Raw genomic sequence first — 13990 nt, forward strand, 5'->3', positions numbered from 1 at the left:
TTGAATAGCGTTGATCTGCGTTGATCAAAATTAACCAAAAAGCAATTGATGTCGCGATCTTAATTTGCCAAATGCCGATGCTGACGCTTGGCGATGGATTTGCCAGGGGCTTCAGTCATATCTTGCATTCGACGTGGATTTTTTTGCTCTTTCTTCAGCACTTCCGGGCTTTGTTTATGCTTGGCATCACCCGCGTAATCTTTGCCTATCATGGTCAACACTTGTTGCTGCGGCATGCCGCGTTCTTCACATAACCAGCGTGTGACCAAATTGGCTAGTCTATCCAAGGCGATTTTGTGGGTTGCATCGGTTTGCGCGTAGATCCAATTTGATAAGGCCATGAAATTTTCGAATGGCGTATCACCTAGGATGACGGGCAAAGTGTGGCTGAAGCGCCCTGAATTGGCGACCAAATCCCAATACCGCGCAAAGCGGATTAGCTTTTGCATCTCGGCGAAGGGAACATCTTTATTCGCTAGAATGGTGTAAGGCGGATACGGATCAAAGCGCATCCCAAAATCGTCAGTATGACGAATGATGGGCGTGCCACGCAGACGTTTTAAGATGCCGAATTGAATTTCATGCGGCCCTAATGCATACAATTGATCAAAGCCTGCGGCGAAACTTTCTACCGTTTCACCGGGTAAGCCCGCGATCAGATCGACGTGCAGATGCGCGGTCGAATGTTGGCACAGCCATTCGATATTGGCTGCCGCTTTGGCATTATCTTGCTTACGGCTGATGCGGCTCTGTACCTCAGGGTTGAAACTTTGGATACCAATTTCAAATTGCAGACAGCCTTCGGGGAATTGTTGTATCCCAGCTTTTAAAGCATCGGGTAAATGATCTGGCACGACTTCGAAATGCGCAAACACTGGATCATCCGGATGCGCCGCCAGCTTATCGAGGAAAAATTGCATGATCTTTAAACTGGTTTTAATGTTCAGATTAAAGGTGCGATCGACAAATTTAAACAGGCGGGCACCACGTGCATGCAAGTTTTCCATTTCAGCAAGAAAGCGGTCGATATCGAAAGGCCAGGCGGTTTTGTCCAGCGCCGACAGACAGAATTCACACTTAAACGGGCAACCACGTGAAGCCTCTACATACAAAGTGCGGGTTTGAATATCCTTGTCGCTGTAATACGCGTAAGGCAATTGCAAGTCGTCGAGTTTGGCTTGCACACCAGCATGGATTTTCATCAAGGGTTGTGGACCGTGCAGAATCTGCTGGCACAGCGCCGCAAAACTGATGTCGCCCCAGCCTGTAATCACATAATCGGCCAAGCGCACAATGTCTTGTTCTTGCGTCTCGTACGAGACTTCGGGGCCACCCAATACGATGATGACTTCTGGTGCAACGCGTTTGATCAAGGCGACTAAGCGGGTTGTTTCTTCGACATTCCAGATGTACACCCCAAAGCCGATAATGAGTTTCTCATCGGCGCGCTGCCAACTGAGTAAGCGCTCTAGTAAATCGGTGGTTTTTGCACCGATGACAAATTCTTGCAGATGTGTCTGCGCCTGCAACTCTCCCATGTTGGCATAAAGATAGCGTAAGCCCATAGAAGCATGGGTATAGCGTGCGTTTAAGGTGGAGAGCAAAATCGTCATAAGTGTGGTCTGGTATAGCTTTCAGGCTGGAATTGCAGGCGAAGACTCGCGCGCAATTCCGTAAAAAGCCTCATTGTACGCTGGCAGGTCTTCGACCGTGTACTCAGGCTGCTTTTTCCGATATGAAAAAGTATTTTCGCTGGCACATTTGGTGGCTTTATCCCCGCTTTTTTGCATTTCGTCGCAAGTCGATGGTAAGCGAAAAGCCACATCGATATAGTTCAACCATCGACTCAGGTCGAACAGAAGTGGATAAGCAGCAAGTAAGCGGAAAGTAAGCAGGAAGCTAGCAAATCCAAGAAATAAGTTGAACTAAATAGCCAATTAATTTAATAAGGAGTTTTAAAATGAAATCCACATTAACCAACAAACTGATCTTGTCTGCTGTGTGTGCAGTCGCCGTGATCAGTGCCGCCAGCGCATTTCAGGCAACTCATGGAGCCAGTTCTGCAGCGAGCATTAACAAACAAAATACACAAAATACGCAAAAAATGCAAAAAGTGACAATTGCTGCAAAACGCATGAGTGCCGAAGAAAAGTTAGCTTTTGACCTGCAATCAACTGCAATGCAAACCGTGGTAATCAGCGCTAAACGTTTAAGTCCAGCACAAAAATTGGCGATGGATGCACAAGATCGCGCAGAACAATTGAACGCTAAAAGTGCTAAAGCTAAGGTACCAGGAGATGCCTGATACCACTATGCAAGATGCAAGAGTGTGTCTTCGTTGACCGTATTCATGTCAACACCTTGTTTCTAGAAATCTCAACACACTCTATTTTTTTGACGACTTGCGCATTTGGCGCAGATTAAATCAAAGTTTTTTCAAGCTCTGTTTCGTTTGATTTTCGACAGCAGAGAATATCAATGCAGCCCACGTCGCTGCTAGAGAAAATTTTGATTTGCAGATCGTTTCTGGCAGAGCTCAGATGCCGAACACAGATACAGAACTCCGTTTCATTCCTTCGGTTTCTCAGCTAATTAATTAGTTAACGTCATTTCTCCGCTTCATGCTGAAGGTAAGTCTCTGAGCTGCGGCTTTATGGTTCTGCCATACCATTACCCTGTTCAGCACTGTGATCAAAATCTGTCGGTAGTTCCGCCCCAAAAATCCTGTGTCTGCCATGTTCTTTTGCTTTATATAGCTGCGTGTCTGCAAGGCTAATCAAGCTATTCGCCGTACCATGTGCTTTTTCGGGTTTGCAGCCCACTCCCAAGCTCACGGTCACATAAGGGGCAACCGATGATTCTGCGTGTTCTATCTGTAAGCTGCTGATGTCTTTGCGTATGGTCTCGGCCAATTGCATTGCACCTGCAAATCCTGTGTCTGGTAGTAGGCAAACGAATTCTTCTCCGCCATAGCGGGCAATGTGATCGCCGGAGCGCATCAAACTACCCTTGAGTGTTTTGGCGACCCGGCGCAAACAATCGTCGCCCGCTTGATGACCATAATGATCATTAAAGCGCTTAAAGAAATCGACATCCAGCATCACCAAACTGAGTGCTGTGTGATTGCGGATTGCGCGCCCCATTTCTGCATTGACGCGCTCATCGAAGAAGCGCCGATTATGCACGCCAGTTAAACCATCCAGATATGCCCAGCTGCGCAATAAATCCGACTGCGCTTTGAGCATCAAATGGGTTTTAATGCGCGCACGTACGATGCGTGGATTGATAGGTTTGGAGATGAAATCGACTGCACCTAAATCAAAGCCTTTTTCTTCAGCGGATTCATCAGTTTGGGCAGTCACAAAAATGACGGGGATATCACGCGTAGCGGTATCGGCTTTCAGTCTTTGGCAAACTTGATATCCATCCATGTCCGGCATCACCAAGTCGAGTAAGACCAAATCAGGTTGTTTCGATGCGCATAAGGCGAGCGCCTGTGCGCCACTGGTCGCCATTAAGACTTGATAATCGCTGGACAATATCTGATACAAAACCTGAATATTGGTCGCTTGATCATCCACCACCAGTAAGCGCGGGCGCGTCGGCAATGGGAATAAATCTTCATTCGCATTGGCCGCTGGATAATTAGAGTTGTTGGTCGCGGGCGTCACTTGTAAGTTTGCTCCAATAAATCGGCACACAAAGCTTGTGCCAGGGTAAAGTCCAAGGTCGAAATGGCGGTTTCTATAGGAAGTAACTGATCGTGCAGATCGGCAGCATATAGCGTTCGCAATTCCAATATGGTTTCAGTGGCAGCCATATCCGCATTTTCTAACTGTTCCGCCAATTCGGTCAACTTGCGTTGAAAGGCGAGTGGATCAAATTCTTGCGTAAGGGAGGGCGTCACTTGCGCCGTGTTCGTTTGTTTTATCCGCAAATATTTTGCCAGCTCGGCAAGTTGCCTATCGAGTTCACCGATAATTTGACAGATCTCAGGTATCAAGGGACGACAATCTTGTACCGCGTTTTGGCTCACCGCAGTGGCGAATTGTTTTTCGATATGCGCAAAAGCTTTAGCGTGATCGTTTGCTCCCAAAGTTGCAGCCAGGCCTTTCATCGTGTGTAAATGGCGCAAAGCTCCATGTAAATGATCGGGAATGCACGTGTGCAATTGCTCTGGAATAAACTGCAAATCATTGCGGAACATATCCAGCATACGCAAATACAAATCTTGTTTGCGACCAAGTCGGTTCAGCGCCGGATCAATATCGATGCCTAGTTGTGCCGCGGTGTCTATCAGTTCGGTATCGGTGGTGCTCGCACTCGATGCGGCCAGTTGATGCGCCATCGTGTTGCGTGCGGTATGCCGCAAAATGACTTGAATTAAGTCATGCAAATCGAAGGGCTTGCCGATATGGTCATCCAGCCCCGCTTCTATGCAAGCTTGTTTGTCGGCTTCCATGACGTTGGCTGACATTGCGACTATCGGCAATTTACTACGTCCCAATTCGCTGCGGATCTTTTTGGTGGCCGTGTATCCATCCATCACAGGCATCTGTAAATCCATCAAAACTAAGTCGAAGGGCAGGCGTTCGTTGGCGATGATTTCTATCGCTTCCAAGCCATGATTTGCAATCACCACGGAAGCGCCTTCTGCTTGCAATAGCTCGCGTGCCACTTGCTGATTATTGGGATTGTCTTCGACCAATAGCAGGCGTAAATTCTGCAGCGGAAGCTCTGCATGCTGCGGTGCCTTTAGTTCTTGCCCGCCTTGATGCAATAGACTTTCCTGTAATTTTCTTGTACTGATTGGTTTGAGTAAAATTTGATCAAACAAGAGTTGATCCTTGGGCGAAGCACGTTGTAGTAAGACTTGTTCGGTAGCGCGCATCACTAGCGACATGGAGATAGCTCGTTGATCGGCGATTTCGCGAATGTCACGAACGCTGCCCCAACCGTCGGTTTCTATACTGTCCCAATCGATTAAGACCGCGCCATAATCGCCACTACCCGAGCGCATAATTTGTAAGGCGGATTCGCTACTATCGACAAATTCTGGACTTAGCTGTAATTCAGCGCTGGCAGTTTTGAGATGTTCGCGTACAAAAATGTTCGCTTCCACTATCAATAATTGACGATGTTGATTCAGTAGCGCGAAATCGTCCAGACGATTTTTTTGTTCATCCGTAATCGGCAAATCTATACTAAAAAAGAAGCAAGCACCGGCACCAAGTGCACTCTCTAATTCGAGTTTGCCGCCCATCATTTCTACCAAACCCTGACTAATCGCAATGCCCAGACCGGAGCCACCAAAGCGACGGGTGGTTGAGGTTTCTGCTTGGGTAAAACCAGTAAATATTTTTTCGTGATTCTCGGGGGCGATTCCTATTCCCGTGTCTTTCACCGCAAATCGTAAACGCACATGGTCGCTGTTTTGTTCTAGCAACTTAATCACGATAATGACTTCACCTTGCTCGGTAAATTTAACGGCGTTACTACCAAGGTTGGTCAAAACTTGGCGCAGGCGCAATGCATCGCCGACCAGCCGGTTGGGTATATTCGGGTCGATATCAAACAGAATGTCGACTGGCTTGTCGGCGATATTGATCGATAGCAGGTCGGATAAATCAATGAGCAATTGATCCAGTCTGAATGGATGCGGATCTAGTGTCATTTTGCCCGCTTCGACTTTAGAAATATCTAAAATGTCATTGAGCAAATTGAGCAAAGAGCGTGCTGCACTTTCAGTTTTGCTGGCGTAATCATTTTGTTGCGCGGATAAGGGCGTTTTACGGAGCAGACTTAGCATCCCTAAAATCGCATTCATAGGCGTGCGAATTTCGTGACTCATATTCGCCAAGAACGCTGATTTCGCCTGACTTGCATCGTCGGCCGCCTGTTTCGCATTGCGTAGCGCTTCTTCCGCTTGGTATTGCAAAGTAATGTCGCGATTGATCCCGGTGACCAAAATGGCATTCCCATGTTCGTCACGCTCTACCCCGCCGGCGGCTTGAATATAGCGTATGCCCTTGGTGGGACTGATGATGCGGAATATCGGACTGTAGGCGTGGGTGCCAGCAATGGCGCCGCGCAGGAGTTCTTCCGTGTCTGCCAAATCATCTGGGTGTAACTTCGAACGCCAATAATCGTAAAATAATTTGTCGTTTCTTAATGCCTGCGGAACCTCATAGATTTCATACATGCGCTCATTGAAGATGAGTTCATTGGTACTGACAATCCAGCTCCAGATCCCTAGCTCGGCCACTTCGGCGGCTTTTGTCAATTGATCGCGGGCGGTCATTAACTGTTGCGAACTTTTTTGTAATTCGGCCTCGGCGGTTTTTCTTTCCGTGATATCCATTTGAGTGCCGGATACCCATTCTGGCTTTCCCAGTGGCGTATACGACGACACACGACCTCGTGTGAGCACCCAGATCCAATGACCATTTTTGTGCTTCAGGCGATTTTCACACTCGTAGTAAGACAAATCATGTGAGAAATGCTTTTGCATTAATTGTTTCGCTTTGATCAGGTCTTCGGGATGCGTAAGCTCATCCCAAATCTGTATGCTTGGGGTACCGAGTTCATTGAGCTCATAGCCTATCTGATCGGCCCAGCGTTCATTCAAGCGCATTTCGCCGGTTTCCACATTCCATTCCCAGGTGCCGACGTTGGTGCCTTCAATAATGTGGGCAAGTGCCGAACGTTGATTCGCGAGGCGGCTAGCAGCTTTTTTGCTGGCGGTGATATCGGTGCGAATAGAAATAAATTTGTCGATCTGACCGTTCACATTCTTGAATGGTGCGATGAAAGTATCGACCCAGTACAGACTGCCGGATTTAGTCCGGTTACATACTTCTCCACGCCATGGCGTTCCTGAAGAAATTGTGCGCCACATATTTGATAAGAAGTCAGGCGATTGCACGCCAGTGGCGACGATCTTGTGATTACCTTCCAAAATTTCTTCACGGCTGTAGCCGCTGATACGGCAGTAAGCTTGATTGACATCGATGATTTTGCCCGCGCCATTTGCGATCGATACAATCGCGTGCATATTTAAGGTGCTTAATAGCGCGTCGCTATCACGTAAGGCTGCTTGCAAACGTTGTGCGGCCAGTTTGTTTTCCGTGATGTCAGTACAGATCGCAATGTATTTTTCTATCACGCCCTGACTATTTTTAAATGGCGCGATAAAGGTATCGACCCAATACAGCGAGCCATCGCGGGCACGATTGCAGACTTCGCCACGCCATGATGTCCCGCTAGAAATCTTAGACCAGATATCGCTCCAGAATTGACTCGATTGTTCCCGTGAGCTGATGATCCTGTGATTTTGACCTATCAGAGATTCACGCGGATAGGCACTGATACGACAAAAAGCTTCATTGACATCGATGATGCTACCGCTAGCATCGGTCACGGAGACAATGGCATGCATGTTTAGTGTACTGAGCAAGGCATCGTTATCACGTACTGCCGCATCTAATTTAGTCTGAATCTGCTCGCTAAAACTAAATTGCATTTTTAAGAGTGAGGCGAGCAAGGCGCTGATCAAACTAACGGCGACAAAGAAGGCGATTGGGATAGTGCGATGAAAACCCGCTTCAAAATTATCGGTACTCGCGATGGTTAGTTGAAAATCGCGTTGATGCAAGGTGAATAGTCGTGTGCTGGACCAGATGGATGCTTTTAGTCGCTGTGGTGTATTGTTATCTTTGCTTGTTTCAAATTTGGCATTGCTGCTAAAAAAATTGGTGGCGCTACCGCGTTCATATGTTTGCGTATTCGATAATTGAAATTGCACTAGGTCTTTATCTACTTCTGTGATGGTGGACATCAATTCGTCTAGCACGATAGGGGCATAGACCACACCTAAGGCTGCCGCATTTCTTTCCTCCGGGCTTGCAAATGAGCTGCCGTTTTTGTACACGGGGACAAATAAAGCAACACTGGCGCGCAGGTCGGACTTCGGTGCGGCATACATCAAGGGAGTCATGCTAGGCGAACCAGAATGGATGGCTTCTTCAATCGCAGTCAGGCGTCGTTTGTCTGAGGCGAAATCCGTACCAGTGACTAAATGATTGGTATAGGGCGTTTCAAAATATTTCAGAAGGTAGCGAACTTGGCGTTCGTTTGTGTCGAATTCTTGCAATGCAAAGTGTGTATCGCTGTTCTTTTTTTGATGGGCTACGTAGGTGTCCACATCGGACTTATTGACTTTTTCAATGTAACCTATGCCACGTACACCTAGGTATTCTTCGGTGAGCTTGTTGGTGTTAATAGCGATATGGAAGGCACTTGCACTGAGATTTTGATCTACGCCAAACAGGCTTTTGACACCATTGAGTCCGTAAATTTGCTGAGACAGACGTTGTTCGATTTCATTACTGAGACGTTCGGCTTTATTGTTAAACTCATTTTCGAGCTTATTTTTTTCGTTGAGATTCAGCCACCAAGTACCCGCGGTAGCGAAGCACATGCCGAGTATAAAGATCGCAGTAGGGAGATACTGTGGTGCCAGCCACTGCCGATTGAGCCAGAGATTCTTCACGCAACACCGTCCATGCTAAGCAATGCGATTGATGGTTTTCAAGTATTGCGGTGATTTGATATTGCCGTCAATCAAATATTTCTTTTGAGAAGCGCCAATTTGCGCGAAAATGCAACATTTTGAGTTCAAAATAGCGAGTTAAGTCAAACCTAGCATGCAATTTCCCTGCACAATGCGGTGCCTGAGCAGGATGAGCACGGTCAGCGGCACGCATAGACAGTTGCCAGAAGTCGGTCTAGAAGCTTGCGTGCCCGCGAATTGAACCAGATCGAATGATTACTGCGCCGAATGGAAAGCGCGAATTATTATCGACACTGCAAGATTAATTTTCACCCTTTATTTATTTCTTAGAGTCACGTATGAACAAAACTTATGCAATTTATGGATTAGGCGCGGCCTTAGTCGATACCGAAATCACTTTGACCGATGCTGATTTACAAGCCATGAAAGTCGATAAAGGGATCATGACCTTGGTGGATGAAGCCAGGCAAACGGAATTGATTGCCGCTCTGGATCAGCATTTGGTCGCCTCTAAGCGCGCAAGTGGCGGTTCTGCTGCCAACACTATCATTGCGGCTAGCTATTTTGGTTGCAATAACTTCTACTCATGCAAAGTGGCGAATGATGAAAATGGTGCGTTTTATCTGGCGGACTTGAAGGCCGCTGGTGTCACGACACCAGGACATTTTGTACCGGGCAGCGGCATCACCGGTAAATGTCTGGTGATGATCACCCCAGATGCGGAGCGCACGATGAATACTTTCTTGGGTATCAGTGCAGAACTCAGCGTGGCAGAGCTCGATTTGGACGCTTTAAAAGCGGCGCGATTTGCCTATATTGAAGGATATCTTGTGACTTCTCCAACCGGACGTGCGGCGGCGATAACTTTGCGCCAAACAGCGCAAGAACACGGAACTGCGGTCGCGATTAGCTTGTCCGATCCGGCGATGGTGCAGTTTTTCCGTGATGGCTTATTGGAGATGATAGGCGATGGCGTAGACCTGATTTTTTGCAACCGCGACGAGGCAATAGGCTTTACCAATGCGGCGAGTTTTGAAGAAGCCTGTGAGTCTTTGAAAAAATACGCGAAGCAGTTTGCTATTACGTGCGGCGCCGATGGTGCTGTGGTGTTTGATGGTGAGCAGTATCACCAGATCTCTGCACCTAAGGTTGCCGCCATCGATACGAATGGTGCGGGCGATATGTTTGCTGGTGCATTCTTATACGGTATCAATCAAGGCTGTGGATTTGCGCGTGCCGCTGAGTTTGCAAATCGCGCTGCGGCGACCATCGTTTCGCAGTACGGACCGCGCTTGCAAGCGCAACAATATGCGCAATTGCGAGCGCAGTTTTTTGAGTTGAATTGATTTAGCTAGTCGTGTCTATCGTCATGCGCAGTCCAGTGCTGTATATGGCGATAGGCCAGTGATTTTCTTTGTTTTGAACTTGTGTTGGACTCATCGACTAGCATTGCCATAGCGTCGATGCAGCGAGAGTGCCAACCAAGCCCGGTAAGGTGATATGTTCACGTCTTTTTCCAATCGAATGACAGGGTATTTTGCCGCAGTGCTGATCGCAGCATTGGGGATACTGTTTTTTCTTTGGTATGTCGGTGTTCCTGAATTGGGATTAACCGGCGCTCGCGAAGAGCGCCTCGGCAGTGCAATCGCGCAGTTAGAAATTAAAGCCGATCTGCAAAGAAATCTGATCGCGACAGATTTACATGACAGCGGCGCTGATATGTTATTTATCGCCGAAAGTGAAGAGTTAAAACATCTATTGCATGCAGCATTTCCGACCGCGCCTGTCGCCAAGAGTGATTCACAAGCAGTGCAGATTTTTCTTGAGAAAAAATTTCGAATTTTACAAAAAGCACATGAGAAGCGTTTCTCAGGCTTGCTCTTGCTGGATGCCCGCGATAGTCACAACATTGCCAAGCTCGCCCAAGTTGCGAATCATGATGTTGGTATGACTGAACCGCTGGCGACACAGTATCTGCAAATCTTGGTAGACACAGCCAGCACATCGACCAGAATGGTGAATTGGCTTACGCCACAGCACAAGGTCATGTTGGCAGTTAGTTTGCCGGTCATGGTCGATACCAAGATGCAAGCGGTGTTGGTTGGATTTCTCGATCTTGAGGAATTTTTCTTGGGTCACCTTTCATTGGATCAGCAAGTGTGGCACCGCTTCGGCACCACAATGTTATTTGATGCACAGGGGAATTTGATTTGTCGCTTCCCTAAGATTTCAGCGAAGGAAGTTATTTTCAAACCGGATCTGCAAATGCTCAAAGGTGTAGAGGGCAGCCTTTCGCAACGTGGCGCCGCCGGTGAAGAGCTTATTGCGGTGTACAGAAAAGTCGCCTTAAGTCCGGAGCAAACCTGGACTATGGTGCATGTGGCACCAAAGGTCGAGTTGTTGGCGGGTTTGCTGGACAATATTCATTTATTGGTCGTGGCTGGTGGTCTAATTACTTTGCTCGCTCTCAGTTTGATTCGCATCGCAGCGCGCCGTTTGACCCGCCCCTTAGATGGCTTAGCGCGTACCGCGACGCAGCTGGGGCAGGGCGATTTACAGGTGCGGGCAAGCTTGCAAGAGCACCAGGCACATGAAATTCAAGTCTTGACGCGCGCCTTTAATGGCATGGCGGACGCGGTGCAAAATGCCCAAGAATCGTTGGAAGCAAAAATTGCTGACCGCAGTCAAGAACTGGCATGGTCAGAAGCGCGTCACCTGACTTTGTTCAATGCCACCGCCAGTGCCGTGATCGTGATGGATGTACGACGCATGATTGATTGTAATCCCGCCGCAATCAGCCTGTTTGGTGCGCGTAATCGGCAACACCTTTTACAATGCAGAATCGTGGATATGTCGCCCGAATGGCAAGGCCCTGGCATCAGTTCCGCCAGTTTGTCGCGTCAGTATATACAGCAGGCAAGAGTGCATGGAAAGTATGCCTGTGAGTGGATACATCAACGCCTCGATAACGGTGAATGTTTCGATGCTGAAGTCTTACTAAATCTGGTAGAGCTTGACGGCAAGAGTTTGATACAAGCCAGCGTGCGCGATATCTCCGAACGCAAAAAAGTCGAAGCGGCATTGCACGCAAGCGAAGAGCGCCACAGAACGCTGGTCGAATGGTCACCCGAAGGGATTAACGTCCACCGCAAAGGCCGCTTAATTTATGTCAATGCCTCGGCGATACGTATGCTCGGTGCTAGCTCTGCCGATCAATTGATCGGTCGCCCTATCGGTGAAATTATTCACCCTGACTATCATCACTTATTGAAAAATCGCATCAAGTCGATTAACGAACCCGGTGGTGATGACCAAAGTTATGAAATGCAATTTGTGAAAATTGATGGCACTGCGATTGATGTGATGGTGCAAGGCGCCTTGATCGATTTTGATGGTGCTCCTTCAGTGTATGTCGCTTGGCATGATATGACGGAAGCAAAACGTCATGCCGAATCACAGCGTATCGCAGCGACCGCGTTTGAATCACAAGAAGGCATGTTTGTAACAGATGCGAGCTGGAATATCCTGCGCACCAATCAATCGTTTAATCAAATAACTGGCTATGCCGCAGAAGAAATTGTCGGCGTGCCACCACGGTTTTTATGCCCGCAATTTCAACAAGAGCCAGCCTATGCAGACATGTTGCAAAGCATTGCCGAGCGCGGTGCCTGGCAAGGTGAAGTACTGGATCAACGCAAAGATGGCGAGCAGTTTCATGCCTGGGTCAATATCTCCAGCGTAACGGACGAACAGGGTGTGATTACGCATTATGTTGGCACTTTCAACGACATTACTTTGCGTAAGAGTGCTGAAGATGAAATTCGAAATTTGGCGTTTTATGATCCGCTCACCCAATTGCCAAACCGGCGTTTGTTGATGGATAGGCTGGAGCAGGCGCTGGCATCGGGTAATCGGCATCATCGCAAAGGCGCATTGTTGTTTATTGATTTAGATAATTTCAAAACGCTCAACGATACCTTGGGGCATGACCACGGCGATTTGTTGTTGCAACAGGTGGCGGAGCGCTTGAGCAAATGCACGCGCGAAGGCGATACGGTGGCGCGTCTGGGTGGCGATGAATTTGTGGTGATGCTGGAAAATTTGGAAGAAGACGTGTTCGACGCCGCGAATCAAGCCGAAACTGTCGCCATCAAGATTCTATCGGAATTAAATCAAACATATTGGTTGGGAGTCAGTGAGCATCATAGTTCGCCGAGTATCGGCGTCACCTTGTTTGGCGAAAATCAAGAGACTATCGCCGAGCCGCTCAAGCGCGCAGATCTAGCCATGTATCAGGCAAAAGCAGCAGGGCGGAATACGATACGATTCTTCGATCCTAAGATGCAAGCCATGGTCACGCAAAGAGCAGAGCTGGAAGAAGACCTGCGCGATGCGATGTTGAACGACCAGTTTGAATTGTATTATCAAGCGCAGTTTAATGATGAAGGTCGCCTGTTCGCGGCAGAGGCGCTCATACGCTGGCATCATCCTCAGCGCGGCATGATTTCGCCTGCCGAATTTATTCCTATCGCGGAAGATACTGGTCTGATTGCGATTTTGGGTTACTGGGTACTCAATACTGCGACGCAGCAGTTAGCTATTTGGGCGCGCCAGCCAGAATTTGCCGACCTGACGCTAGCGGTAAATGTCAGCCCCAGTCAATTTCATCAAAAGAATTTTGTCGATCAAGTGGTGGATATTTTGCAACTGACCGGCGCTGATCCGCGCCGCCTAAAACTCGAATTGACCGAAGGATTTTCGATTTCAAATATTGAAGATGTGATCGTCAGAATGTCGACTTTGCGCGAACATGGCGTCAGTTTCTCACTCGACGATTTTGGTACCGGTTACTCCTCATTGTCTTATCTGAAACGCTTGCCTTTGGATCAATTAAAAATCGACCAAAGCTTTGTGCGCGATATCTTGATCGACCCAAACGACGCCGCCATCGCCAAGATGGTCATCGTGCTGGCTGAGAGTCTGGGACTGAGTGTGGTTGCCGAGGGGGTAGAAACCCTGGCGCAAAAAGCTTTCCTGGAGCAACAAGGTTGTCGCGCCTATCAAGGTTACCTTTATAGCCGACCTCTAGCTTTGCCAGAATTTGAGGAATTTGCACGCCGTGCCTATCGCAATGCGAATGCTTAAGCCTTTTGTTTTGAGTGTCGATACTTTTTTTGAAATTAATAAACATATTGTTGTAAATTATTAAGGCTCATGCAAACTTACGCTGGTGAGAGCTTCATTGTGTAGGGTGCGCCGTGCGCACCAAGCACATAGTTTGCTTCGGTGCGCAAGGCACACCCCATCTTATCCCATTATTTTTGAGGCCAATACGGCCTACTTTCTTCAAATAATCGCGGTTCGATCCAGCCTAGAACCACACAATCCAGCCTCGTTCCGGAACTTATTTACTCCAGC

General features: G+C 48.0%; 6 protein-coding genes. 3 read left to right on the forward strand and 3 right to left on the reverse strand.

Features of this window, described 5'->3' with window-relative positions:
• Positions 1 to 59 precede the first annotated feature (59 nt).
• Positions 60 to 1613 carry a B12-binding domain-containing radical SAM protein gene (locus tag H8K55_RS16685; protein WP_186943197.1) on the reverse strand — a complete coding sequence of 518 codons (1554 nt, stop codon included), beginning with the start codon at positions 1611 to 1613 and terminating at the stop codon, positions 60 to 62.
• A 347-nt stretch (positions 1614 to 1960) separates the two neighbouring features.
• Between H8K55_RS16685 and H8K55_RS16690 the strand changes: the two genes are divergently transcribed.
• Positions 1961 to 2305, forward strand: coding sequence for a hypothetical protein (locus H8K55_RS16690; RefSeq protein ID WP_186943198.1), 345 nt, complete (start codon positions 1961 to 1963; stop codon positions 2303 to 2305).
• Positions 2306 to 2651: 346 nt separating this feature from the next.
• Here H8K55_RS16690 and H8K55_RS16695 read toward each other — a convergent pair whose 3' ends face one another.
• Together H8K55_RS16695 and H8K55_RS16700 are read right to left on the reverse strand one after the other, a co-directional pair.
• On the reverse strand, positions 2652 to 3671 hold the full coding sequence (locus H8K55_RS16695; RefSeq protein WP_329605056.1) for a diguanylate cyclase: 1020 nt from the start codon (positions 3669 to 3671) through the stop codon (positions 2652 to 2654).
• Complete coding sequence (locus H8K55_RS16700; RefSeq protein WP_186943199.1) at positions 3668 to 8551, reverse strand: PAS domain-containing protein; 4884 nt, start codon at positions 8549 to 8551, stop codon at positions 3668 to 3670. The genes H8K55_RS16695 and H8K55_RS16700 overlap by 4 nt, the downstream gene beginning before the upstream one ends.
• 359 nt (positions 8552 to 8910) lie before the next feature.
• On the opposite strand from H8K55_RS16700, the gene H8K55_RS16705 reads away from it, so the two are divergent.
• Both H8K55_RS16705 and H8K55_RS22210 read left to right on the forward strand, forming a co-directional pair.
• The gene (locus H8K55_RS16705) at positions 8911 to 9918 is read left to right on the forward strand and encodes an adenosine kinase (protein WP_186943200.1); all 1008 of its coding nucleotides are present in this window, start codon (positions 8911 to 8913) and stop codon (positions 9916 to 9918) included.
• A gap of 154 nt (positions 9919 to 10072) precedes the next feature.
• Positions 10073 to 13717: an EAL domain-containing protein gene (locus H8K55_RS22210; protein ID WP_186943201.1), complete on the forward strand. Its 3645-nt coding sequence runs from the start codon at positions 10073 to 10075 to the stop codon at positions 13715 to 13717.
• Positions 13718 to 13990: the final 273 nt, after the last annotated feature.

The organism is Affinundibacterium flavidum, assembly GCF_014284175.1.
GTDB classification, from domain to species: domain Bacteria; phylum Pseudomonadota; class Gammaproteobacteria; order Burkholderiales; family Burkholderiaceae_D; genus Undibacterium; species Undibacterium flavidum.